The 23590-nt window shown below is 72.6% G+C and carries 25 protein-coding genes; 11 read left to right on the forward strand and 14 right to left on the reverse strand.

Going from position 1 to position 23590, the window contains the following annotated elements:
- Nucleotides 1-17: 17 nt before the first annotated feature.
- Both argC and B9S57_RS07860 read right to left on the reverse strand, forming a co-directional pair.
- Nucleotides 18-1046 (reverse strand): N-acetyl-gamma-glutamyl-phosphate reductase, encoded by a 1029-nt coding sequence (argC, locus tag B9S57_RS07855; protein ID WP_103514808.1) that lies wholly within the window; start codon nt 1044-1046, stop codon nt 18-20.
- Nucleotides 1047-1094: 48 nt separating this feature from the next.
- Nucleotides 1095-2090 (reverse strand): GlxA family transcriptional regulator, encoded by a 996-nt coding sequence (locus B9S57_RS07860; protein WP_103514809.1) that lies wholly within the window; start codon nt 2088-2090, stop codon nt 1095-1097.
- A gap of 70 nt (nt 2091-2160) precedes the next feature.
- Here B9S57_RS07860 and B9S57_RS07865 point away from each other — a divergent pair, with 70 nt between their 5' ends.
- On the forward strand, nt 2161-3231 hold the full coding sequence (locus tag B9S57_RS07865) for a trans-acting enoyl reductase family protein (protein WP_103514839.1): 1071 nt from the start codon (nt 2161-2163) through the stop codon (nt 3229-3231).
- 162 nt (nt 3232-3393) lie between these two features.
- The gene (locus tag B9S57_RS07870) at nt 3394-4026 is read left to right on the forward strand and encodes an SRPBCC family protein (protein WP_103514810.1); all 633 of its coding nucleotides are present in this window, start codon (nt 3394-3396) and stop codon (nt 4024-4026) included.
- A 32-nt stretch (nt 4027-4058) separates the two neighbouring features.
- Here the strand turns inward: B9S57_RS07870 and B9S57_RS07875 are convergent, their stop codons facing one another.
- Entirely contained in the window at nt 4059-4460 is a 402-nt protein-coding gene (locus B9S57_RS07875) for a DUF5997 family protein (RefSeq protein ID WP_103514811.1), read from the reverse strand.
- Between the two features lie 58 nt (nt 4461-4518).
- Between B9S57_RS07875 and B9S57_RS07880 the strand changes: the two genes are divergently transcribed.
- The 5 genes from B9S57_RS07880 to B9S57_RS07900 all read left to right on the forward strand — a co-directional run bounded on the left by B9S57_RS07880 (nt 4519) and on the right by B9S57_RS07900 (nt 9577).
- Complete coding sequence (locus tag B9S57_RS07880) at nt 4519-5304, forward strand: LysR family substrate-binding domain-containing protein (protein ID WP_103514812.1); 786 nt, start codon at nt 4519-4521, stop codon at nt 5302-5304.
- Between the two features lie 156 nt (nt 5305-5460).
- Nucleotides 5461-6420, forward strand: a complete 960-nt coding sequence (locus B9S57_RS07885; RefSeq protein ID WP_103514813.1) for an alpha/beta hydrolase — start codon at nt 5461-5463, stop codon at nt 6418-6420.
- Complete coding sequence (locus tag B9S57_RS07890) at nt 6413-7600, forward strand: acyltransferase (protein ID WP_103514814.1); 1188 nt, start codon at nt 6413-6415, stop codon at nt 7598-7600. The genes B9S57_RS07885 and B9S57_RS07890 overlap by 8 nt, the downstream gene beginning before the upstream one ends.
- A complete protein-coding gene (locus B9S57_RS07895) occupies nt 7593-8891 on the forward strand; it encodes a sensor histidine kinase (protein WP_258036278.1) in 1299 nt (432 codons plus the stop codon). The genes B9S57_RS07890 and B9S57_RS07895 overlap by 8 nt, the downstream gene beginning before the upstream one ends.
- A complete protein-coding gene (locus tag B9S57_RS07900) occupies nt 8888-9577 on the forward strand; it encodes a response regulator transcription factor (RefSeq protein ID WP_103514816.1) in 690 nt (229 codons plus the stop codon). Before B9S57_RS07895 ends, B9S57_RS07900 begins: the two co-directional genes overlap by 4 nt.
- Here B9S57_RS07900 and B9S57_RS07905 read toward each other — a convergent pair.
- The 4 genes from B9S57_RS07905 to B9S57_RS07920 form a co-directional block, all read right to left on the reverse strand.
- Nucleotides 9550-10713, reverse strand: coding sequence for a serine hydrolase domain-containing protein (locus tag B9S57_RS07905; RefSeq protein ID WP_258036279.1), 1164 nt, complete (start codon nt 10711-10713; stop codon nt 9550-9552). The two genes, B9S57_RS07900 and B9S57_RS07905, sit on opposite strands and share 28 nt — an antisense overlap.
- A gap of 95 nt (nt 10714-10808) precedes the next feature.
- Nucleotides 10809-11384, reverse strand: coding sequence for a histidine phosphatase family protein (locus B9S57_RS07910; RefSeq protein WP_103514818.1), 576 nt, complete (start codon nt 11382-11384; stop codon nt 10809-10811).
- Nucleotides 11385-11465: 81 nt separating this feature from the next.
- The gene (locus tag B9S57_RS07915; RefSeq protein ID WP_103514819.1) at nt 11466-11900 is read right to left on the reverse strand and encodes a GNAT family N-acetyltransferase; all 435 of its coding nucleotides are present in this window, start codon (nt 11898-11900) and stop codon (nt 11466-11468) included.
- Nucleotides 11897-13357 (reverse strand): PLP-dependent aminotransferase family protein, encoded by a 1461-nt coding sequence (locus B9S57_RS07920; RefSeq protein WP_181011270.1) that lies wholly within the window; start codon nt 13355-13357, stop codon nt 11897-11899. Before B9S57_RS07920 ends, B9S57_RS07915 begins: the two co-directional genes overlap by 4 nt.
- Between B9S57_RS07920 and B9S57_RS07925 the strand changes: the two genes are divergently transcribed.
- Both B9S57_RS07925 and B9S57_RS07930 read left to right on the forward strand, forming a co-directional pair.
- A complete protein-coding gene (locus B9S57_RS07925) occupies nt 13356-14327 on the forward strand; it encodes a DMT family transporter (protein ID WP_103514821.1) in 972 nt (323 codons plus the stop codon). The two genes, B9S57_RS07920 and B9S57_RS07925, sit on opposite strands and share 2 nt — an antisense overlap.
- Nucleotides 14328-14369: 42 nt before the next feature.
- Nucleotides 14370-14573 (forward strand): DUF1918 domain-containing protein, encoded by a 204-nt coding sequence (locus B9S57_RS07930; RefSeq protein WP_103514822.1) that lies wholly within the window; start codon nt 14370-14372, stop codon nt 14571-14573.
- 57 nt (nt 14574-14630) lie between these two features.
- Here B9S57_RS07930 and B9S57_RS07935 read toward each other — a convergent pair whose 3' ends face one another.
- Nucleotides 14631-15887, reverse strand: coding sequence for a glycoside hydrolase family 10 protein (locus B9S57_RS07935; RefSeq protein WP_103514823.1), 1257 nt, complete (start codon nt 15885-15887; stop codon nt 14631-14633).
- A 198-nt stretch (nt 15888-16085) separates the two neighbouring features.
- Between B9S57_RS07935 and B9S57_RS07940 the strand changes: the two genes are divergently transcribed.
- A complete protein-coding gene (locus tag B9S57_RS07940) occupies nt 16086-16943 on the forward strand; it encodes a 3-hydroxybutyryl-CoA dehydrogenase (protein WP_103514824.1) in 858 nt (285 codons plus the stop codon).
- Between the two features lie 563 nt (nt 16944-17506).
- Here the strand turns inward: B9S57_RS07940 and B9S57_RS07945 are convergent.
- From B9S57_RS07945 to B9S57_RS07970, 6 genes are all read right to left on the reverse strand, one after another.
- Nucleotides 17507-18274 carry an SDR family NAD(P)-dependent oxidoreductase gene (locus tag B9S57_RS07945; RefSeq protein ID WP_103514825.1) on the reverse strand — a complete coding sequence of 256 codons (768 nt, stop codon included), beginning with the start codon at nt 18272-18274 and terminating at the stop codon, nt 17507-17509.
- Between the two features lie 37 nt (nt 18275-18311).
- Complete coding sequence (locus B9S57_RS07950; protein ID WP_258036280.1) at nt 18312-19574, reverse strand: MFS transporter; 1263 nt, start codon at nt 19572-19574, stop codon at nt 18312-18314.
- Between the two features lie 44 nt (nt 19575-19618).
- Complete coding sequence (locus B9S57_RS07955) at nt 19619-20161, reverse strand: cyclophilin-like fold protein (protein WP_103514826.1); 543 nt, start codon at nt 20159-20161, stop codon at nt 19619-19621.
- Entirely contained in the window at nt 20158-20841 is a 684-nt protein-coding gene (locus B9S57_RS07960; protein WP_103514827.1) for an SDR family oxidoreductase, read from the reverse strand. Before B9S57_RS07960 ends, B9S57_RS07955 begins: the two co-directional genes overlap by 4 nt.
- 95 nt (nt 20842-20936) lie before the next feature.
- Nucleotides 20937-21347: a cupin domain-containing protein gene (locus tag B9S57_RS07965; protein WP_103514828.1), complete on the reverse strand. Its 411-nt coding sequence runs from the start codon at nt 21345-21347 to the stop codon at nt 20937-20939.
- Between the two features lie 29 nt (nt 21348-21376).
- Nucleotides 21377-22393 (reverse strand): zinc-dependent alcohol dehydrogenase family protein, encoded by a 1017-nt coding sequence (locus B9S57_RS07970; RefSeq protein WP_103514829.1) that lies wholly within the window; start codon nt 22391-22393, stop codon nt 21377-21379.
- 221 nt (nt 22394-22614) lie between these two features.
- Between B9S57_RS07970 and B9S57_RS07975 the strand changes: the two genes are divergently transcribed.
- Nucleotides 22615-23508 carry a helix-turn-helix transcriptional regulator gene (locus B9S57_RS07975; protein WP_103514830.1) on the forward strand — a complete coding sequence of 298 codons (894 nt, stop codon included), beginning with the start codon at nt 22615-22617 and terminating at the stop codon, nt 23506-23508.
- Nucleotides 23509-23590 lie beyond the last annotated feature (82 nt).

Here is a 23590-nt window from a genome sequence, read left to right on the forward strand (position 1 = left end):
GGCTGCGTGTGCGTCGCTCACGGTGCGACTCCGATCGTGGAAAGACCTGTGTCCTCGGGGAGTCCGAGGGCGATGTTCATGCTCTGCAGGGCGCCTCCGGCGGTACCCTTCGCGAGGTTGTCGATGGCGCTGATCACGATGATCCGGCCGGCCGCCTCGTCGTGGGCGGCCTGGACCTGCACGGCGTTGGATCCGTACACGGCCGCGGTGGCGGGCCACTGTCCCTCGGGCAGCAGGTCGACGAACGGCTCGTCGGCGAACGCCTTCTCGTAGACCTCGCGGAGCGACTCGGCGCTCACCCCGGGCTTCGCCTTCGCGCTGCAGGTGGCGAGGATGCCGCGGGGCATGGGCGCGAGGGTGGGTGTGAAGGAGACGGACACGGGCTCCCCGGCCGCGGCACCGAGGTTCTGGATCATCTCGGGGGTGTGCCGGTGGACTCCGCCGACGCCGTACGGGGTCATGTTGCCCATGACCTCGGAGCCGAGCAGGTGCGGCTTTGCCGCCTTGCCCGCCCCGGAGGTGCCGGACGCGGCGACGACGACGGCCTCGGGTTCGGCGAGGCCGGCCGCATACGCCGGGTAGAGCGCCAGGGAGACGGCCGTGGGGTAGCAGCCGGGCACGGCGATGCGCTTGGTCCCCTCCAGCGCGGCGCGCGCTCCGGGGAGCTCGGGCAGGCCGTAGGGCCAGGCCCCCGCGTGGGGCGAGCCGTAGAACTTCTCCCAGTCGGCGGGGTCCGTGAGCCGGAAGTCGGCGCCCATGTCGACGACGAGGACCTCGTCGCCGAGCTGTTCGGCCACGGCCGCGGACTGCCCGTGGGGAAGGGCCAGGAAGACGACGTCGTGCCCGGCGAGCGCCTCGGCCGTGGTCGGCAGGAGGACTCGGTCGGCCAGGGGCCTCAGGTGCGGCTGCAGCGCGCCGAGCCGCTCTCCGGCGTTGGAGTGGGCGGTGAGTGCCCCGATCTCGATCTGGGGATGAGTGAGGAGCAGACGGAGCAGTTCCCCGCCGGCGTAACCACTCGCTCCTGCCACTGCCGCACGTACCACCATCGGAAATGCCTCCTCATTGATGGCATGACTATACGCAGCTATGCAGTGTTATGCAAAGGTCGCGGACGCCCGGCGCTGATCACCGCCGGCCGGACCGGGGTGGGTCCCGGCGCGGAAGGTGCGGCGGTAGGCGTCCGGCGGTACGCCGACCGTCCGGTGGAAGTGCCGTCGCAGGGTCGTCGCGGTGCCCATGCCGGTGGCCGCCGCGATGGCGTCGACGGTGTCGTCGGTGCTCTCCAGCAATTCCTGGGCGTGGCGGATCCGCTGCGCGTGCAGCCATTGGAGCGGGGTGGTGCCGGTGACCGCCCTGAAGTGCCGGCCGAGATGGCGGGAACTCATCCGTGCCCGGCGGGCCAGATCCGCCACGGTGAGCGGGTGGTCCAGGCGCTCGATCGCCCAGGGCAGGAGTTCGGCGAGGGGGTGACTGCCAGGGGCGGGGACCGGCGTGGTCACGAACTGGGCCTGGCCGCCGCCCCTGTGAGGCGGCACGACCAGGCGGCGGGCGAGCGTGTTGGCGATCGTCGCACCGTGGTCGAGGCGGACGAGGTGCAGGCACAGGTCCATGGCGGCGGCCTTGCCGGCCGAGGTGAGCACACGGCCGTCGTCCACGTAGAGGACATCGGCGTCGACCTCCACCCGGGGATACCTCTCCGCCAGCTCCCGGGCGTGCGCCCAGTGGGTGGTGGCGCGCCTGCCGTCCAGGAGACCGGCGGCGGCGAGCACGAAGGCCCCCGTGCAGAGGGAGGCCACGCGCGCGCCCGCCTCGTGGGCGGCGCGGACCGCGCCCACCAGCGCGGCCGGCGGTTCACGCTCGAGATCGGCCCAGCCGGGAACGATCACGGAGTCGGCGTGCGCGAGGTGGTCGAGTCCGTGGTCGGGCTCCAGCGCGAAGCGGCCCACGCGCACGGCGCCCAGGGCGCAGAGCGAGAGGTCGTACCAGGGCTCCGACATGCCGACCGGAGGGCTCCCCCCGAAGACCTCGCAGGCGAGGGACAGCTCGAAATGCAGCATGCCGTCGGTGAGGGCGAGCGCGACAGTGGCCATGTCCGGAATTGTACGTGGCGTGTCGTTCCGGACCATGGCGCGGGCTGCCACCCCTCGTGAAAATGTGTTCATGACACAGCGCAGCGGATCATCCGCGCCCAGGGAAGAAGACCCCACGAGCACCGGCCGGGCGGTGGCGGTGTTCGGCGCGTACGGGCACACCGGGCGGTTCGTGGTGGCGGAGCTGGCCGAGCGGGGGTTCGTCCCGGTCCTCTCGGGCCGCGACGCCGACCAGCTGAAGACGATGGCGTACGGAACCGGGTGGGAGGCCCGCCCGGCGTCGGTCGACGACCCGGCCGCGCTCGACCGCGCCCTGGCCGGTGCCGCGGCCGTGATCAACTGCGCGGGGCCCTTCGCGACGACGGCCGCCCCCGTGATCGAGGCGGCCCTGCGGGCGGGGATCCCGTACCTCGACGTGGCGGCCGAGATCGAGGCCAACCTCGACACCTTCACGCACTTCGCCGACCGGGCGCGGGACGCGGGAGCGGTGGTCGTCCCGGCCATGGCGTTCTTCGGCGGGTTCGGCGACCTGCTGGCCACCGCCGCGATGGGCGACTGGACCACGGCCGACGAGGTGCACGTGGCCTACGGGCTCGACAGCTGGCACCCGACCGCCGGGACCCGCTCGGCGGGCGCGGTATCCCGGCGGCGCAGGGGCGACCGCCGCGTCGTCTTCACCGGCGGGCGCCTCCGGCACCGCAGCGACGCCCCGCCGAGCCTGGAGTGGCGTTTCCCCGACCCCATGGGCGCGCGGGCGGTCATCGGGGAGTTCACGATGGCCGACGTGGTGACCGTGCCCAGCCATCTGACCGTCCCCGAGGTCCGCACCTACATGACCGTCGAGGCGGCCCGGGACATCGCGGCGCCGGAAACGCCGCAGCCGACGGCGGTCGACGACCGGGGCAGGTCCGACCAGACCTTCCTCGTCGACGTCGTCGTGCGGTCGGGTGGCGCCGAGCGGCGCGCCACCGCCCGCGGCCAGGACATCTACGCCGTGACCGCGCCCCTGGTGGTGGAAGCGCTCGACCGCGTTCTCACGGGCCGGACCCACGCGGCGGGCGTCGTCTCCGCGGGGGAGATCTTCGACGCACCCGGCTTCCTGCGCGCGCTGTCCCCTCACATCACCGTGAAGCTCCCGTAGCCGACGGACGCCCTGCCCACCCGCCAGGGACCACGAGCGGGCGGACCGCCGGACCGGGGCGGACACGTCCGGCGCGTGGTGAGGCGCGCGGGGCGATTCTTCGCTTACATGGCGGACAGGGCACGGCGCGTGCGCGGACACGCAGAGCGAGAGCGAGCGGCCATGAGCGAGATCGTCGACGAGATCGGCCAGGTGGACCGCGAGGTCGGCACGCGCCGGGTGGGGCAGGACGAGGCCGGCAGCGTGCTGCTGCGGCGCACCTTCGACTCGGACACCGCCGATGTCTGGGGGGCGGTGACCTCCCCGGAACGGATCGCCCGGTGGTTCCTCCCGGTGACCGGGGAGTTCCAGGTCGGCGGGAACTACCAGCTGGAGGGGAACGCCGACGGCGAGATCATCGAGTGCGTGGCCCCGGAGCGGCTGCGGGTCTCCTGGCGGTTCGGCCCCGACCCCGGCTTCAGCGAGGTCGAGGTGCGGCTGACGGCGAAGGAGGGCGGGCGGACCCTGTTCGAGCTGGAACACGTCTCCGTCCTCCCGGAGGAGTTCCGGAGCCAGTACGGGCCGGGCGCGGTCGGGGTCGGCTGGGACCTGGCGCTGCTGGGGCTCGGATGGCACCTGGCGGACGGCGGACTCAGCCCCGATGACGCCCTGGAATGGCAGACCTCTCCCGAGGCGAAAGCCTTCGTGGCCCGCTCCGGCGAGGAATGGGGCCGTGCCTTCGCCGCCTCCGGCGCGGACCCCGAGACCGTGACCGCGACGACGGTGGCGACGGTGGCCTTCTACACGGGGGAGTGAGCGGCCCCCGTGGACCCGTCCGCCCCGTGAGGTCAGTCCCGGTCGGCCTGCTCGGCCGCCCGGGCGGCGTCGCGCTCCTTGATGCGCACCGCTTCCTTGCGGACCTCGGCCTGGGTGGCGCGCTCCTTCTGCAGCCACTCGGGTCCCTCCTGCTTGAGGGCGTCGATCTGCTCGGTGGTGAGGGGCTCCGTGACACCGCCGCGCGCGAGACCGGCGATGGAGACGCCGAGCTTCGAGGCGACGACCGGCCGGGGGTGCGGGCCGTTGCGGCGCAGCTCCTGCAGCCACTGGGGCGGGTCGGACTGCAGCGCGTTCAGCTCGGCGCGCGAGACGACGCCCTCCTGGAACTCGGCGGGGGTGGCTTCGAGGTACACACCCAGCTTCTTCGCCGCGGTGGCGGGCTTCATTGTCTGGGTGGTCTGGTGCGACGTCATGGTGTCCAGGGTATCGAGCGTGTGCGGCGTCCGAGACCACGGCCGGTAGCCTGGCGGTGTGACAGGCTCGGAAGTACCCCTCGCGTTCCGGCTCGCCTACGTCCCGGGCGTGACCCCGACCAAGTGGGTGCGGATCTGGAACGAGCGGCTGCCCGGCACTCCGCTGACCCTTGTCGGCGTGCCCGCCGCCGAGGCCGCCGGTCTGCTGCGTGACGGCGGCGCCGACGCCGGCTTCGTGCGGCTGCCGGCCGACCGGACGGATCTCAGCGCGATCCCCCTCTACACGGAGACGACCGTGGTCGTCATCCCCAAGGATCACGAGGGGACGGCCGTCGAGGAGATGGCGGTCGAGGACCTCGCCGAGGAGATCGTGCTGCATCCCCTCGACGACACCCTGGACTGGGAGCGTCCGCCCGGCAGGCCCGCGTTCGAGCGGCCCGCCACGACGGAGGACGCCGTGGAACTGGTGGCGGCGGGCGTGGGCCTGCTCGTCGTCCCGCAGTCGCTGGCGCGCCTGTACCACCGCAAGGACCTCACCTACCGCCCGCTGACGGGCGTCCCCGAGTCACGGATCGCGCTGTCGTGGCCGGAGGAGAAGACGACCGACCTGGTGGAGGAGTTCATCGGGATCGTCCGCGGGCGGACGGTGAACAGCACCCGGGGCCGTCCCCCGACGCCGCCGCAGCCCAAGGCCAGGCGCGCCGACAGCAAGAAGGGCGGTGCGCCCCGCAAGCCCGCGGCGGGCAAGCAGTCCCGCGGCGGGGCAAGCGGTTCCGGCGGTTCCGGCGGGGCAAAGAACGCCAAGGGCGGCGCCAAGCGCGGAAAGCCCCGCCGCCGGCCGTAGCGGGCTGTCGGCGGGGGCGACCCCCCGCACCCCCTACCTCTAGTACTTCCGAGCTACGTGCCAGGTCCCCTCCTGGGCAGGACGCCGACCCCACGGGTCGGCCCATAACTTCGGTACCGGATTCAACGAGCACCCTCCGGTACGGAAGGACTTCCCATGGCGTCCCGCCCATCGAGCAGCCGCGCGCGGCGCGCCCTGCTCGCCGCCCTCGTCACCGCGTCCGTGGCACTCCCGGTCTCCGGAGCGGCCGGGCCCTCCGTCGTTCCCGCGCCCGCTCCCGCGCGCCTCGCGCCGCTGGACACGGCGCAGCCCCCGGTGCTGGATGCCAGGTACGCCGCCGCCCGGCACGAGACCCGGGCGGCGCGGGACATGGCCGCCCGCCACGGCGACCGGAGAAGGGCCGCCACGCTCACGGGCATGGCGGGCCCCCGGCGCACCTTCCTGATGTTCGACGGGCGCGACGGCGGCCGCGGCGTGGAGGTCTTCGGGGACCTCTCACGGGCCGGACGGATCGCCCTGCTGGTACCGGGTGCGGGCGTCGACCTCGACCACTACGGCCGCTTACGGCGCGGCGCCGAGGCACTCCGGGGCGAACTGGGCCCCGGGTCCGCCGTCGTCGCCTGGCTCGGCTACCGGACGCCGTCCATGCTGAGCCCCGCCTCCTTCACGGCCGGCAGGGCCGACGAGGCGGCTCCCGCTCTGCGGGCCTTCGTGCGGGAGGTGCGCGGGGCCAGACCCTCCGCCCACGTCTCCCTGCTCTGCCACTCCTACGGTTCCGTGGTCTGCGCCCGGGCGGCTTCCGGGCTCGATGTGTCGGACATCGTGCTGTACGGCAGTCCCGGCACCGGTGCGGACAGGGCCGCCGACCTGCGCACCCCGGCGACGGTGTGGGCGGGCCGGGGCGGGGACGACTGGATCGGCCGGGTCCCGCACACCGTCCTCACTCTGCCCTTCGGCGCCGTCGGGTTCGGGACGGATCCGGTCTCGCCCGAGTTCGGCGCGGAGGCCTTCGACGCGGGCGACGCCGCGCACAGCGACTACCTGCGACCGGGGAGCGCCGCACTGCGCGCCATCGCCGCGATCGCCGCGGGGACGGCGGGGTCCCGCCATGCGTGACGTCGTACGGCGCACGGCAGCGCCTGATCTCGTCCGGCGGATCGAGGCGGCCACTCCCCCGGACCGCGACCGCGCGGTCGACGCCCTGCGCGCCCTGGCCATCCTGGGCGTGGTGTGCGGCCACTGGCTCGTGACGGCACTGGTCGCCGACAGCGGCACGGTCCACGGCGCCAGTCCGCTCCGGTACATGCCCGCGCTCACCCCGGTCTCCTGGGCGTTCCAGACCCTCGCCGTCTTCTTCCTGGTGGGTGGCCGGGTGGGCGCGAAGGGGTACGCCTCGGCACGGGCCAGGGGCGAGTCCTACGGCCGCTGGGTGGGAGCCCGGACGGTCCGGCTGTTCCGGCCCGTCGCCGCGGTCACCGCGGTGTGGGCCGTGGCGGTCTGCGTGATGGCGGCCTCGGGGGTGGAGCAGGGGACGGTACGCGCGCTCGGCAAGCTGGTGTGGTCGCCGCTCTGGTTCCTGCTGGTCCTCTCCGCGCTGACGGCGGCGACCCCGCTGGTGGCACGGCTGCACCCGCTGTGGCCGCTCGCCGTCGTCCTGCACGTCGACCTGTTCCGGCTGGGCTTCGACGGCCCCGCCTCCCTGGGCTGGATCAACGTGGCCGCGGGCTGGCTGGTCCCCTACTGCCTGGGGGCGGCGTGGGCACGGGGAGAGCTGAGCGACCGCCGGACCGGCCGGGTGCTGCTCCTCGGCGGTGCGGGGGCCACGGCGGGGCTCGTCCTGTTCGCCGGTTACCCCGCCTCCATGGTCGGGGTGCCGGGCGGGACGCTCTCGAATCTCGACCCTCCGACCCTCGCCGCCGTCACCTTCGGCCTGGCCCAGTGCGGCGCCGCCCTGCTGCTCCTCGGACGGCTGCGGCGGGTCCTCGCGCGGCCGGCGGTCTGGGCGGCGGTGGCTCTGCTGAACCTGTCCGCGATGACCGTGTTCCTCTGGCACCAGACCGCGATGATCGTGGTCACGTCGACCGTGCTGTTCGCGGCCGGCCCGGTGCCCGGACTGCACACGCTCCCCGACGGCCCCGGCTGGGTGCTCGCCCGTCTGGCCTGGCTGCCGGTGTTCGCACTGGCGCTGCTGCTGTGCCGGTCCGCCTTCGGGGCGTACGAGCAGCGGCGCGGCGGCGGTTCGACCGTCGTACGGTCAGGCTCCCGCTCCCGCACCCCGGAGTCGCACCGTGTCTAAGCTGAGCGTCATGACGGGGGTCGGGTCACGGACGTGGAGGGCTCTGCGCGGTCTGCCGCGGATGCTGCGCAAGGACCTGTGGAGCGCGCCCGTCGATCCCGTGCCGCCCCCGGGCGCGCCCGGCGCGTCGGTCTGGCGGCCCGTGTTCGGAATGCTGCTGACGTTCGTCGCGACGTTCGTCGCCCTGTGGCACGTGCCCGATCTGGTCCCCCACGGCGCCGCGATACCCGCGTACGCGGTGCTCCTCGCAGTGCTCCAGGCGCTGTCGCTGCTCGCCGGCATGTGGCATCCCCTCCACGCCTGGTGGGCCTCGCTGCTCCTCATGGTCGTCAGCGTGCGGATCGCGGAGTCCGCGATGACGCCCGGCGAACTGTTCCCCTGGACCGGGTCCGAGATGACGATGCAGAGCCTTGCCCTGCTCCTTCTGGCCCTGCGCGTCCATCCCCGCAGGGCGGTCCTCGCCCTCGCCCTGAGCCTGCTGGCGGGCCTGGTCTCCAGCGCCTTCGTCACCCGTGGCCACGACTACGCGATGGATGCCGGTGCGCTGGTCGCCATCACCGCCGTGGTGATCGGCACGGCGCTCCGCGCCCTGCGGGTGGCACGCGCCCAACTGGTCGTGCAGTCCGGGCTGACACAGGAGGAGCGGGCCCGTCGCACCCTCCTGGAGGAGCGCAACCGGATCGCACGCGAGCTGCACGACGTCGTCGCCCATCACATGTCGGTGATCTCCATCCAGGCGCAGGTCGCCCCGCACCTCGTCGAGAATCCCTCGGACGAGCTCAGGGAGAACCTCGCCGGCATACGGGAGAACGCCGTGGAGGCACTGGCGGAACTGCGCCGGGTGCTGGGGGTGCTGCGCTCGCAGGACGCGGCGGCCGACGGGCTTCGACAGGCCCCGCAGCCCACGCTGGAGCGGCTGGACGAGCTGATCGGCACGGTGCGGAGCGCGGGTGTCTCCGTCGCGACCAAGACGACGGGCGCACGCCGGCCACTGCCGCCCGGTGTGGAGTTGTCCGCCTTCCGGATCGTGCAGGAGGCGCTGAGCAACGTACTGCGGCACGCCCCGGGGGCCCGCGCCCGGGTGGAGGTGGGCTACCACTGCGCCGCCGTCACGGTCCGGGTCACCAACACGGCCCCGGATGCGCCCGGCCGCCGGCTGCGCGGCGTCGGGCACGGGCTGCTCGGGATGCGCGAGCGCACCACCATGCTGGGCGGCGACCTCACCCACGGCCCCACCCCCGGCGGGGGCTATGAAGTAATGGCGACACTCCCCCTGGAGGACCCTTCATGACCATCCGCGTGCTGATCGCCGACGACCAGATGATGGTCCGTCAGGGTTTCACCGTGCTGCTGAACGCCGAGCCGGGCATCGAGGTCGTCGGTCAGGCGGTGGACGGCGTGGAGGCGCTGGAGAAGGCGGCCCAACTGGCCCCGGACGTCGTCCTGATGGACATACGGATGCCCCGCCTGGGCGGCATCGATGCCACGCGCCGCCTCACCGGGGAGCCCGGTTCCGCGGCGAAGGTGCTCGTCCTGACCACCTTCGACCTCGACGAGTACGTGTACGAGGCGCTCCGCGCCGGCGCCTCCGGGTTCCTGCTGAAGGACGCCTCGGCCGACGAACTCGCCCGGGCGGTGCGGGTGGTGGCGGCCGGTGACGCCCTGCTCGCCCCGAACATCACCAAGCGGCTCATCGCCGAGTTCTCCCGGGTCAGCACCGGGCCGCGCGCTCCCTCGAGGGAGCGCGTCGGGGACCTGACGGACCGGGAGACGGAGGTGCTGTCCCTGATCGCACAGGGGATGTCGAACGCGGAGATCGCGGCAGGCCTGGTGGTGGCGGAACAGACCGTGAAGACCCACGTGAGCCGGATCCTGGTGAAGCTGGGCCTGCGCGACCGCACCCAGGCCGCGGTGTACGCGTACGAGTCGGGCCTGGTCCGGCCGGCCGGTCACCGATCCGCGGGCAGTGCGTCGTAGACCGCGTCGACCAGGGCCATCTTGCGCGGGTCGTCGGCGATGTTCGGGCCCATGCGGTTCATGACGTAGCCGAGCGCGATCCCGGACTCCGGGTCGGCCAGACCGCAGGAGCCTCCCGCCCCGTCGTGGCCGACGGCGCGCGGGTTGGGGCCGTACGAGCCGTTCGGGCCGCTCAGCCAGAGGCCGAGGCCCAGCTCGGTCTCGTGGGCGAAGCCCGCTCCCAGGACCAGGTCCCGGCAGCTGCCCTGCCCCTCACGGACCCGCTCGGCGGCCTCTTCGGACAGGATCCTCCGGCCGTCGAGGGTGCCTCGCCCGGCGAGGATGCCGTAGAGGGAAGCGACCGCGCGGGCGGTGCCGTGACCGTTGGCCGCCGGGATCTCGGCGGCCCTCCACCCGGGGGTGTTGGCGGCCGCGATGCCCGTACCGGGATTGAGGAGGGAGGCGATGGCCAGCGGTTCCATGGCGGCGAACAGGGTGGCCTGTTCACGGGCGACGGCCTTCGGCTGGACCAGTTCGGCGACGCGCCCGGCGTCCTTCTCCGGGAGGCCGACGGTGAAGTCGATGGAGAGCGGCCCGGTGACCTCCTGCCGGAGGAACTCCCCGGGCAGCAGACCGGTGATCCGGCGGACGACCTCGCCGACGAGGAAGCCGTAGGAGATCGCGTGGTAGCCGGAGCGGGTGCCCGGCTCCCACCAGGGCTCGGTGGCCGCGAGGCGGGCCGTGGTCAGCTCCCAGTCGTAGAGCTCGGCCAGGGTGTGCGGATCGCGCAGGCCCGCGACGCCGGAGCGGTGCGAGAGCAGATGGCGTACGCGTACGGACTCCTTGCCCGCAGCGGCGAATTCGGGCCAGTAGTGGGCCACCGGGGCGTCCAGGTCGAGCAGACCCCGGTCGATGAGGATGTGGGCGCAGAGCGCGGTCGGGCCCTTCGTGGTGGACCAGACGTTGACCACGGTGTCCCGCTCCCACGGCCGGGTACGGTCCCCGTCGGCCCATCCGCCCCAGAGGTCCACCACGGGGTCGCCGTCGAGCAGGACGGTGACCGCCGCTCCCAGCTCGTCGCGCTCGGCGAAGTTCGCCTCGAATGCCTCGCGCACCGCGCCGAACCGGTCGTCACAGTGGCCATGGATCTGCGGCACGGGTATCTCTCCTCGTCTCGGTGCACGCACCATACCGACTGGTCGGACTGGCGGGAAGACGCCGTACGGACCGTTCCTTCGACCGGGTGTCCCGGTCAGCGCGGGAACGCTTCGAAGCTGACGCTCCAGCGCCCGGGGAGTCCGGTGATCGTCACGGCGGAGAGCGGCCGGACGTCGACGTTCCAGTAGGTCGGCGGCGGGGCCTTCAACGCGTACACCAGGGCCGCGCGGACGACGGAGGGTTCGGCGACGGCGACAAGGGCTCCCTCCTGGACCGGACGGGTGTCGAGCCAGCTCCCCACCCGCGCGATGAAGGCGAGCAGGCACTCACCGCCGTGCGGGGCGGAGCGCGGGTCGGCGAGCCAGGCGTCCACACCGGCCGGCTCGCGGGCGGCCACCTCCGACAGGGTCAGCCCCCGCCAGCGGCCCATGTCGCAGTCGCGCAGGGCCAGCTGGACGAGCGGGGCGAAGCCCAGGGCGTCACCCGTGGCGCGGCTGCGCGGTGTCGGCGAGCAGTAGCGCAGCTCGGCGGCGCCGAGCCGGACCAGGGTGTGCGCGGCGAGCTGGACCTCACGCCAGCCGGCGTGGTCGAGCGGCCGGTCGTCGTCGAAACGCTCGGCGAGGAGGGCGGAGCTTCGTGCTGCGGCGACGAGGGACACCCGAACACTCATGGGCGCGATCGTGGGGCCCCGCGCCCCGCCGGTCAAGAGGGCATCGCGGCATATGCCCACCCCGTACCCGGTCCTCCCCCGTCAGCCCTTCTGGTGGATCATCCACATGTCCGGTTCGGGGAGCGGGGTGAAGCCGAGCTTCGCGTACACACCGTGGGCGTCCTTGGTGGCGAGCAGGAAGCGGGTCACTCCCAGCGGGATCAGCTCGTCGCGGACGGTGGTGACGAGGCGGGTGCCCAGACCCCTGCCGCGGGCCGCGCGGTCGACGTACACGTCGCAGAGCCATGCGAAGGAGGCACGGTCGGTCACCACCCGGGCGTACGCGACCTGTTCGCCCGAAGCGAGTTCGTACGCACCGAAGTTGAGCGAACCCGCCACGGCGCGGTCCTGCCGCTCCCGGGAACGCCCGAGGGCCCAGTAGGCATCGGTGGAGAGCCAGTGGTGGACGCGGGCCACGTCGAGCCGTGCGGGGTCGTCGGATATCTCGTGGGCCCGCTCGGCGGTGTCGTCGTTCATCCGGGGAGGCTATCGCCCGGCGCCCGCAGCTCGTCGAGGGATTTTCGCAGCCTGCGCACCCCCTCGGCGATCTCGGCCGGACCCGACACGGCCGCGAAGCTCAGCCTGACGTGTCCGGCGGGAGGTTCGGCGCAGTGGTACGGACGGCCGGGCGCCACGGCGACGCCGGCCCTCAGGGCGGCGGACACCAGGGCGGGCTCGCCGGCCGCCGGGCCGGGAAGCCGCAGCCAGATGCTGCCGCCGCCCGACGGCACGTGCGGCAGGCCGAGTTCGGGCAGCCGGCCGCGGACCGCCGCCGTCATCGCGGTGCGGCGGCCGGCGAGTTCGGCGGCCACGGTACGGAGATGACGCTCCCAGGCCGGCGAGCCGACGAGTTCGAGCGCCGCCTCCTGGATCGGGCGCGGCACGAAGAAGCTGTCGACGACCTGGATGGCGCGCAGCCGTTCCAGGACAGGGCCGCGTGCCGCCAGCGCGCCGACCCGGAGGCTCGGTGACGTGATCTTGGTGAGGGAGCGGACATGGACGACGACCCCGTCCGGATCGTGGGCGGCCAGCGGCTCGGGCAGGGCGCCGGCGTCCGCGTGGACGAGCCGGCGGGCGAAGTCGTCCTCGACGACGAAGGCGCCCGCCTCGCGGGCGGTCCGCACGATCCGTTCGCGCCGCTCGGGGGCGAGGGTCACGCCCGTCGGGTTCTGGAAGAGCGGCTGGCAGACGAAGACCCTGGCCCCGGTGGCGCGGAACGCGGCTTCCAGCAGGTCGGGGCGGACTCCGTCGGCGTCCACCGGTACGGGCACCGGCCGCAGGCCCATGGCGCGGGCGGCGGCCAGCATGCCGGGGTAGGTGGGCGATTCGACGAGCACGGGGGCTCCCGGCTGGGCGAGGGCCCGCAGCGCGGTGGCCAGGGCGCTCTGCCCTCCCGCGGTGATCAGGACCTCGGCCTCGGTGAGGGTGGGTCCGATCTCCCGGGCGAACCAGGCGCGCAGCTCGGCCAGCCCGTCGGTGGGCGGCCTGCCCCACGCCCCGGGGCGTCGTCCGGCCCGGGCCAGGGCGGCGGCCAGGGCCCGCTCGGGCTGGAGGCCCGGGTGGAGGTATCCGCCGTTGAACTCGATGACCCCGGGCGGTGGCGCGGCGAGGGTGACGAGGACCCCCGAGGCGTCGACGGTGCGCGGCACGACCTCGGGTCCGCCGTCCCCGCTGAGCGAGACCTCCTGCCAGGAGGTGTCGCCCGGGGCGGGGGCGGCGGCACGGGTCTCGGCCCGGAAGGCGCCGGAGCCGGGGCGGGTGACGACGAGCCCCTCGGCGACGAGCTGTGCGACGGCCCGGGAGACGGTCACCGGGCTGACCTTGAAGCGCTCCACGAGCGCACGGCTGGACGGCAGCTTTCCACCCACGGAGTAGCGGTCGAGCTCGCCCTTCAGGGACGACACCAGTTCGGACACGCTGCTACGCTCATGCATGACAGCACAGAATAGCGCTACCGCCCGCCCGCCGATAGCGATCGAGGCCGGCCGCCCGACGGTGCGCCGCGGCCCCGGAAGCGGTGTCCTTCTCGCCGGACTCGGCGTGCTGGCCTTCTCCCTGACCTTCCCCTCCACGGTGTGGGGGCTGGAGAGCTTCGGCCCCTGGTCCCTGGTCGCGCTGCGCACTGTGCTCGCCGCGCTGATCGCCGGTTGCGCCCTGCTCGCGGGCCGGGTTCCGGTGCCCGCGCGCCGCCACTGGGCGGGCCTCGCCGTCGTCGCGGGCGGCGTGGTGGTCGGCTTCCCCCTGCTGACCTCGCTGGCCCTGCGGACCTCCACCAGCTCGCACGCGGCGGTCGTGGTGGGACTGCTGCCCCTGACGACCGCGCTCCTCTCCGCCCTGCGCACCGGTGCGCGCCCTCCGCGGGCCTTCTGGGCAGCGGCCCTGGCCGGGGCGGCCGTGGTGATCGCGTTCACGGCGCAGCAGAGCGGCGGAACGCTCTTCGGGGGCGACCTGTACCTGTTCGGGGCGCTGCTGGTCTGCGCCGCGGGTTACACCGAGGGCGGCAGGCTGGCCGGGGTGATGCCGGGCTGGCAGGTGATCGGCTGGGCCCTCGTCCTCTCCCTGCCGCTCGCGGTGGCCGGAGCGGCCGTGGCGCTGCCGTTCGAACCGGTGCGCCTCACGGTCCACGGGGTCGTCGGGCTGGTCTGGGTGGCCACCGTGTCGACCTTCCTCGGGCTGTACGCCTGGTACCGGGGCATGGCGGAGATCGGGGTGCCCCGGGCCAGTCAGCTCCAGCTGGCTCAGCCGCTGCTCACCCTGGTCTGGTCGTTCCTCCTGCTCGGCGAGGAGGTGTCCGCCGCGGCCCCGGTCGCAGCGGTGGCCGTCCTGCTGTGCATCGCCGTGACCCAGCGCGCGGGGATCCGGGGCACGCGCCCGACGCGAGCCGGGGAGTCGGTCCGGTCATAGACTTGTCGACATGGATCGTCACCCGTGAGGAGGTCACTCCCGATGGAGGCACACACGGGCGACCGGCTGCTGACACACGGCAGGACCGTGGGACAGCACGACCGGGTCGCAGAGATCATCGAGGTGCTCGGTGACGGGGGCGCTCCCCCGTACCGGCTGCGCTTCGAGGACGGACACGAGTCGATCAGCTCTCCGGGTCCGGACAGCGTCGTCCAGCACACCGCCCCCGAGGACCGGGGCCGGTAGGACACGCGTGCGCCCGGGGACACGAGCGGTCCCCGGGCGCACGCGCCCGGCGGGCCGTCAGCGGGGGGTACGCGCCCTGACCTGGTAGTGGTCGGCCACCACTTGGGCCATGGCACCGATGGGGTCGGCCTTCACCTGCTTCGCCGAGAAGTAGACGTGGCCGCCGACCTCCGGGTGACCGGCGGCCAGGTCGAGGTGGCGGGAGAGTTCGGCCGGATCCTGCCAGGCGGCGGGCTGGGCCGGGTCGCCGGCCTTGTAGAGCGCTTCCCCCACGTACAGCCCGACACCGGTGCCCCGGACCGTCTCGGCCCACCACGGCAGCAGCTTCGCGTAGTCGGCGGCCGAGAAGCCGATGTTCCAGTAGATCTGCGGGCAGATGTAGTCGATCCAGCCCTCCTTCACCCACTTACGGGTATCGGCGTGCAGATCGTCGTACGTCTGCACGCCGGCCGCGGTGTCGGATCCCAGCGGGTCGGTGGAGGAGTTGCGCCACACCGCGAAGGGGCTGATCCCGAACCGGACCCCGGGCCTGACCTCGGCGATCCGCGCGGCCGTCTCACGGACCAGCCGGTCGGTGTTGTCCCGGCGCCAGGCGGCCTTGCTCGCGAAGTCCCCGCCGTACGTCTCGTACGCGGCGTCGTCGTCGAAGACCTGGCCCGCGACCGGGTACGGGTAGAAGTAGTCGTCCCAGTGCACCGCGTCGACGGCGTAGCGGCTCACCGCGTCGAGCATCGCGTCCTGGACGAACTTCCTGACCTCCGGGAGCCCCGGGTTGTAGTAGAGCTTGCCTCCGTAGGGAAGGACCCGGTCCGGGTGCAGCCGGGCGGGGTGCGAGGCGACGAGGCGTGAGGGGTCGGTGTGGTTCGCCACCCGGTAGGGGTTGAACCACGCGTGCAACTCCAGTCCGCGGGCGTGCGCCTCGCGCACCGCCGTGCCGAGCGGGTCCCATCCGGGGTCCTTGCCCTGGACCCCGGTGAGGCACTGGGCCCAGGGTTCGTACGACGAGGGCCACAGCGCGTCGGCGGTCGGCCGGACCTGGAGGACGACCGCGTTGAGCCGCAGGTCGACGGCGCGGTCCAGATGCGCGATCAGCTCCGTTTCCTGGGCCGCGGCGCTCAGCCCCGGCGCCGAGGGCCAGTCCAGGTTGGCGACCGTGGCGATCCACACCCCGCGCAGCTCGCCCGGCTCCGCCCTGCGGTGCCGGTGCCGGGGGGTACCCGGACCGTGTGCGGCGACGGCGTCACCCGCCGTCATCAGCGCGGCCACGGCGCTCGCCGCGCCCCACACCAAGGACCTCCGGCCCATACGACGCATGTGCGTACCTTTCTTACCGCTTGTTCGCGTATGTCATGTCAACAGTGCGTGACGCAGATCATGCCCGCTGTCGGACCGTTCGACCCGCGGCTCACCCGAACCTGAACGCGGGTTAACGTCATGGGGTCGAGGCGGCCACCGGAACCAAGCGGGAACTGCCGCACGAAGATCAGCGAAAGGCACGAGGTGACGGACTCTATGGCCGACATTGCACGCGTCGGAGTGGTCGGCTGTGGCCAGATGGGCGCAGGCATCGCGGAGGTGTGCGCTCGCAGCGGTCTCGAGGTCAAGGTGGCCGAGACCACCGGCGAGGCGCTGGAGATAGGGCGTACCCGGCTCCACAACTCCCTCTCCAAGGCCGCGGAACGCGGCAAGATCACCGCGGAGGAGCGGGACGAGACCCTCGCCCGTCTCAGCTTCACCACCGACCTCGGCGAGTTCGCCGACCGCGATCTCGTGATCGAGGCCGTGGTGGAGAACGAGCAGGTCAAGACGGAGATCTTCCAGGTGCTCGACCAGGTGGTGACCCGCCCGGACGCCATCCTCGCCTCGAACACCTCCTCCATCCCGCTGGTGAAGCTGGCCGTGGCGACGTCCCGGCCGGACCAGGTCATCGGCATCCACTTCTTCAACCCGGCCCCGGTGCAGCGGCTCGTCGAGCTGATCCCGGCGCTGACGACGTCCGACGAGACGATAAAGCGCGCCGAGGCCGTCGTGCAGGACGTGCTCGACAAGCACCCCATCCGCGCCCAGGACCGTTCGGGCTTCGTCGTCAACGCCCTGCTTATCCCGTACCTTCTCTCGGCGATCCGGATGTTCGAGTCGGGCATCGCCAGTCGCGAGGACATCGACAACGGCATGGAGATGGGCTGCGCCCACCCCATGGGCCCGCTGAAGCTCGCCGACCTGATCGGCCTGGACACCGTGGCCTCGGTCGCCGACTCGATGTACGCGGAGTACAAGGAGCCGCTGTACGCCGCTCCCCCGCTGCTCCAGCGGATGGTCGACGCGGGCCGGCTCGGCCGCAAGACGGGCTCGGGCTTCTACGCCTACTGACCGTCCTACCGGCGGCCCCGGCGCTCATGCAGTCGGGACCGCCGGGGCGCGTTCCGCGAGGTCAGGACCGTGTGCGGCCCGAAGAACCTAGTCTGCCACTGGCGACGGCACGGATGCGCGGGCCCGAAGCCCTGGGCCTTTCGGCGCTGTCGCAGCCTTCCTTGCTTGTACTGCGAAGGCTCCCTCGGATGTCCCTCCGACAGAGCCTGAACGTCCCTGAAAGTCCCTGGCGACCCGGACACGGGACCTACGCATGACGAGACCGAGAGCGACCGTGCCGGGTGGTTCCGCACCTTGCTGTCTGATGACGTTTTCCCAGATCAGCCCATGTCCGACAGGCTCCCTCGTGCGGCCTCGTACTGGCTCGTCCAGAGGCGTCTGTCCACCGGCTGTCCACCGGAGCGCGTCTTCGATGGCCGTCCGTGGCTCCACCTGCTTGCGCTGATGGAACGGACGATTCCGATGTGTGCGCTGGGAAACGCCCTTGTCAGGGCCCCGCAACCGTCGCACGCTGTCGGACATTGGGTTGTTGGTCGCGCGGCCTGAGCGAGATGGACACTGGACTACTGGGCGGTGTAGCCGCCGTCGACCGGGAGAGCGACGCCGGTGACGTAGCTGGCGCCGTCGCTGCACAGCCACAGGACGGCCTGGGCGATCTCTTCGGGGGTGCCGAGCCGGTCGATGGCTTGGCCTCCTTCGGCTTGGTCGCGGTCGAGTTCTCCGCCCTCGACCATGGCGTCGACCATCGGGGTGCCGATCGTGCCGGGACACACCGCGTTGATCCTCACCCCGCGCGAGCCGTATTCGAGGGCGGCGCTCTTGGTCAGGCCGATGACGCCGTGCTTGGAGGCGTGGTAGGCGGCGCGGCCAGGGTTGCCGACGAGGCCGCCGAGGGAGGAGCAGTTGACGATCGCGCCGCTGCCCTGGGTGCGCATGTGGCGCAGTTCGTGCTTGGTGCTCGCCCAGATGCCGCGCAGGTTGATGTCTTGGACGCGGTCGAACTGGTCGGCGCTCTCGTCGGCGGCGTCGGTGGGCGGGGGCATGATCCCGGCGTTGTTGTAGGCCATGTCGAGCCGTCCGAAGGCTTCGACGGTGCGGTCGACGGCGGCGGCGACCTGGTCCTCGTCGGTGACGTCGCAGACCAGCGCAAGGACCTGTTGGCCGTCGTCGGCGAGCTGCTTCGCGGCGGCGTTGACGGCGTCCTCGTTGATGTCGGCGAGGGCGACGGCCGCGCCTGCTTCGGCGAAGGCGCGGGCGGTGGCCAGACCCATGCCGGAGGACGCGCCGGTGACGAAGGCGACCTGACCGGTGAAGTCGTAGGTGGGGTTCATGACGATGGCTCCCAACAAGGTTGTACGTGAGCGGAGTTCAGCGTGCGGTCGTATCCGTGGCGGTGGTGTTGGCTGCCGGTTCGGCGGCGGTGTCGGTGGTGTGGTGGGCGACGATCCGGGAGGGGCCGGTGGTGCCGCGCAGCGCGAGGGCGATCAGAGGCAGCAGGGTGAGAACGGCGAAGACCGCGCCGACCAGGGCCGGACCGGTCAGGCCGAGCGAGGAGTCCAGGGCCCGCCCGGCGACGAGGGAACCGGCGGCGATGCCGGTGTTGTAACCGGAGGTGGTCAGCGCCGAGGTCAGGGTGGGGGCGTCGCCTGCGAAGCGGACGGCGAGGGAGGTGACGACCGGGTTGACGGTGAACCCGGCCAAGGCCATGCCGAACACCAGGATCACGGCGGCCACGGCGCTGTCGGAGGCGGGGATCAGGGCCAGCAGGATGAGGGAGGTGGCGGCCGACGCGGTGATCGTGGTGACCATCGGGCGGTGGCCCCCGAGCCGTCCGCCGATCCCGGTGCCGCCCAGCGCACCGATACCGAACGCGATCAGCACCAGCGGTACGGCGCCGGCCGGGATTCCCGCCCGGTCGGTCAGCAGCGGCGTGATGTAGGTGTACGTCGCCAGGACCCCGCCCATGATCAGCACGGCCGCGCCGAGGGCCAGCCACAGCCGCCCCTGGCGAAGGGCCCGGACCTCGGCGCGCACGGAGACTTCGGCCCGCTGCTCGGTGCGGGGGATGAACCGGCCGACGAATGCGGCGGCGAGCGCGGCGAGGACGGCGAGCGCCCAGAAGGGGCCGCGCCAGCCGGTGTGGTGGCCGACGAACGAGCCGATCGGCACGCCGATGACGTTGGCCAGGGTGAGGCCGCCCATCATGACGCCGACCGCCCGGGTGGAGCGGGCAGGGCCCGCTGCGGTGGTGGCGATGACGAAGCCGACGGCCCAGAAAGCTCCGGTGGCCAGGGCGGTCACCACGCGGGCGGTGAGCACGACGGTGAAGGAGGTGCTGAGCGCGGCGACGGCGTGGCCCAGGGCAAAGACGGCGAGGGCGCCGATGAGGGTGTGGCGCTGGGGCAGGCGCAGGGTGGCCATGGCCATGGTGGGCCCGCCGACGATCATCCCGACGGCGAACGCGGTGATCAGGAGGCCGGCGTGGGACACGCTGACGTTCAGGTCGGCGGCCATCTCGGGCAGCAGTCCGGCGATGACGAACTCTGTGGTGCCCATCAGGAACGTGCCGGCGGCGAGCACCCAGACGACGTAGGGCAGCTTGCCGGTGGCGGACCCGGTGGCGGAGGGCATGCGAAAACTTCTTCCCGTGCGAGGAGGGGCGGTGCTGGGGGAGGTCAGGAGGCGGCCTCGATGGTGATCCGGTCGGCCCCGGACAGCACATCGGCGTCGGCGTCGATGTGGCCGAGGACCAGGAGGTCGGAGGAGGCGGAGGGGCCGTCCTTGTAGAAGATGGCGAGGTTGCCCCACGGGGCGAAGTAGGCGAGGTCCCCGGCCTTCGGTGCCTGCGGTTCGGGCGCGTTCTCGGTGGTCAGCTTCCTGGGCGGGTCGGCGATCCGCTCGGTCCCGTGGAAGTCCTCCAAATCCAGGGTGAGCGGGAGCAGGGAGGCCAGGTCGCGGGCGGCGGGGCTGTCGTTCAGGGTCGCCTCGACCTCTTGGCCGTCGATGGTGACGCGGATGTCCATCGGAGTGCTCCTGTCTGATCCGGTCGGACTCGCCGACGCCGAAGCAGGCGTGGAGGCGGGGGCGGACGACGAGACGGAAGCGGTGGTGGGGGTCTGCTCGGCGGACGAGTCGTCGGAGCAGGCGGTCGCGACCAGCAGCAGCGCACCGGTGCCGGCGGTGGCGGTCAGGGCGCGGCGGATGGTGAAGGCGGTCATGGGGTGCCGTCCTGCGGGTCGGGCATGGGCTCGGTGTAGTGCCGGAAGCCCGTGCGGCCGGTGTGCAGGCCGTACAGCAGCTCGGCCAGCTTCTCGGGGCTTGAGGTCGTGGAGTCGGGGCTGATCGCCCCGGGCACGATGAGCTGCGTGACGTGGATGTTCTCCGGCGCGAGGGCGGTGTGCAGCATCTGCGCGTACGCGCTCTCGCCGGCGAACGCGATGGAGGTGCCGGCCACGGTGCCCTTCGGGCGCACAGCGCTGCCGCCGTTGACGAACAGCAGACTGCCCCGCCCCAGCTCCCGCATGCTGGGCAGGACCGCGTTCACGCAGGTGACCGGCGCCTTGACGGAGAAGGCCAGCGGGGCGTCCAGGTCGGCGGCGGTGGTCTCCAGCACCGGCTTCATGAAGTCGGTTCGCGGTACGGGGCTGTACTGCAGGATCTCGATGGGCCCCAGGTCCTCGACCGCGGCGTGCAGGGCTCGGATCAGCGCGTCGGGGTCGAGGACGTCGGCGGTGTAGCCGCGTGCCCGGATTCCGTCGCCGTCGAGCGCGGCCACCAGATCATCGAGATGCCCCTGGTCGCGGGACAGGAGTGCGACGGTGTGGCCCGCCTTGCCGAAGCGGCGGGCGGCAGCCAGGCCCAGGCCGGGGCCGGCGCCGACGAGAGCGAAGGTGGTCACGGTGGTTCTCCTCTACGAATGGGGCGATGCGGGGCCCATCGGCCCCGCCGCAGGAAGCGGGGCGGTTCCCGGGTGGGGGACGGTGCCGGCCGGGTTCAGCCGGTGGCCGGAGCGGCGTGGTACTCCTCGTCGCTGACGGGGTTCAGCCAGTGCACGACGTCGTGGTCGGCGTCGCCCTCGTTGATGGCCAGGTGGACCATCAGCCGGTTCGGTGCGGCACCGTGCCAGTGCTCCTCGTCGGCCTCGAACAGGACGCGGTCGCCGGGCCGGAGGACCTCCACCGGTCCGCCCCGCCGCTGGCACAGGCCGATCCCTTCGGTGACGAAGACGGTCTGGCCCAGCGGGTGCCGGTGCCAGTGGGTCCGGGCGCCCGGCATGAAGTGCACCAGGGAGGCGGTGACCCTCGACGGGGCGGGGGCCGCGGCGACGGCGTCGATGTAGACGTCGCCGGTGAACCAGTCCTCCGGCCCCTTGGCGGTGTCGATCGAGCTGCGGGTGATCTGCACGGAGAGTCTCCTCGTACGAGTGGGCGGCGTCAGGGGGTCAGGAGCGTCTTGATGGCGCGGCGCTCATCCATGGCCTTGTAGCCCTCGGCGACTTGGTCGAGGGGGAGGGTGAGGTCGAAGACCTTGCCCGGGTCGATCGCACCCGTGAGGACGCGGTCGATGAGGTCGGGAAGGTAGCGGCGTACGGGGGCGGGGCCGCCGCGCAGGCCGACGTGGGAGAAGAACAGCTCCTGCCCGTCGATGGCCACCTCGTGCGGGACGCCGACGAAGCCGACGTTCCCGCCCGGGCGGGCCGACTGGAGGGCCTGGCTCATGGACTGCGCGGTGCCGACGCACTCCAGGACGCTGTCCGCGCCGATCCCGCCGGTCAGCTCCTTGATCCGGGCCACGCCTTCCTCGCCGCGCTCGGCGACGATGTCGGTGGCGCCGAACTCCCGGGCGAGCTTCTGCCTCGGCTCGTGACGGGACATGGCGATGATCCGCTCCGCCCCCAGCTCCTTCGCGGCGATGACCGCGCACAGGCCGACCGCGCCATCACCGACGACCACGGCGGTCGAACCGGGCTTGACCTCGGCTGCCTCCGCGGCCCACCAGCCGGTGCCCATCACATCCGAGACGGCCAGCAACCCCGGCCAGAACCGCTCGTCCGGCACACCGTCGGTGGCCACCAGGGTGCCCTGCGCGTTGGGGATACGGACGTAGTCGGCCTGGCAGGTGGTCATGAACTCCACGTTCAGGCAGCTCGACTGGAACCCGTTGTGGCAGTTCGCACAGGTGTTGTCAGAGGTCGCGAACGAGCCGACGACCAGCTGGCCCGGCTTGACCGAGGTGACCTCGGAGCCGATCTCCTCGACGAAGCCGACGTACTCGTGGCCCATCGGGTGCGCGTGGTCGGTGGGCTCCGCGCCGCGGTAGGGCCACAGGTCCGACCCGCAGACGCAGGTCACGGCCGTGCGGATGATCGTGTCCGTCGGCTTGAGGATCTTCGGGTCCTGAAGGGTCTCGAAGCGGATGTCGCCGGGGGCGTGGATCACTGCGCCGCGCATGAGAGGGCTTCCTTCGCGTTTCCGGGTTCAGAGTGCGGACCCCGGAGCACGGGCGGCGTGCCGCCCGGCCGGGTGCGGAGCCCCGGTCCGACCACGGCGGCCGGGAGAAGGAGCACCACGCTGTCCAGGAAACTCCCTCGTCACGCGCGGATCGAGTCACTGACAAGGGATGTACCAGCAGTACATCCCTATGGCGGCGTGCGGGACGTACCGTCGATGGCATGGACAACCGTGAGGAGGTCCGCGAGTTCCTGACCTCGCGGCGCGCCAAGATCACCCCCGATCAGGTCGGACTGCCCGGAGGCTCCCGGCGCCGGGTGCCGGGCCTGCGCCGCAGCGAGGTCGCCGCCCTGGCGGACATGAGCGTGGAGTACTACGCGAAGCTGGAGCGTGGCGACCTCTCCGGCGTCTCCCCGGGCGTCCTCGAAGCCCTCGCCCGCGCGCTGCGGCTCGATGATGCCGAGCGCGCCCACCTGGTGAACCTCGCCCAGGCCGCCGACGGCTCCGATGCCCTCACCCGCCCCCGCCGGCGTACCGCCACCCGGCAGTGGCAGCCGCACCGCAGCCTGCAGTGGACGCTGGACGCGGTCACCGCCGGACCGGCGTTCGTCCGCAACGGCCGGATGGACATCCTCGCCGCCAACCCGCTCTTCCGCGCCTTCTACACCGACCTCTACGCCACCCCCGGCAACCAGCAGAACCTGGCCCGCTTCACCTTCCTGGACCCCGCCGCCCGCCGCTTCTACCCCGAGTGGGACTCCTTCGCCGACATCACCGTCGCCATCGTGCGTACGGAAGCCGGCCGCAACCCCCACGACAAGGACCTCCACGACCTCGTCGGGGAGCTGTCCACCCGCAGCGACGAATTCCGCACCCGCTGGGGGGCGCACAACGTCCGCCACCACAGCACCGGCACCAAGCACTTCCACCACCACGCCGTCGGCGACCTCTCCCTCGACTTCGAGGGCCTGGACATGGCCTCCGCCCCCGGCCTGAACCTCACCATCTACACCGCCGAGCCCGGCTCACCCTCCGAAGAGGGACTGCGCCTCCTCGCGACCTGGGCCGCCACCCAGGAAGCCACCTCGGACACGGAACGATCAGCAACCAGCTGAAGCCGACAGCGCCGAACCCGGACCGGGCTCGACGCTGTCAGCGCACTGATCCGTGGAGCAGGCGGCCAGGGCTCCCAGCCGA

This window comes from Streptomyces sp. SM10 (genome assembly GCF_002910915.1).
Classification (GTDB): domain Bacteria; phylum Actinomycetota; class Actinomycetes; order Streptomycetales; family Streptomycetaceae; genus Streptomyces.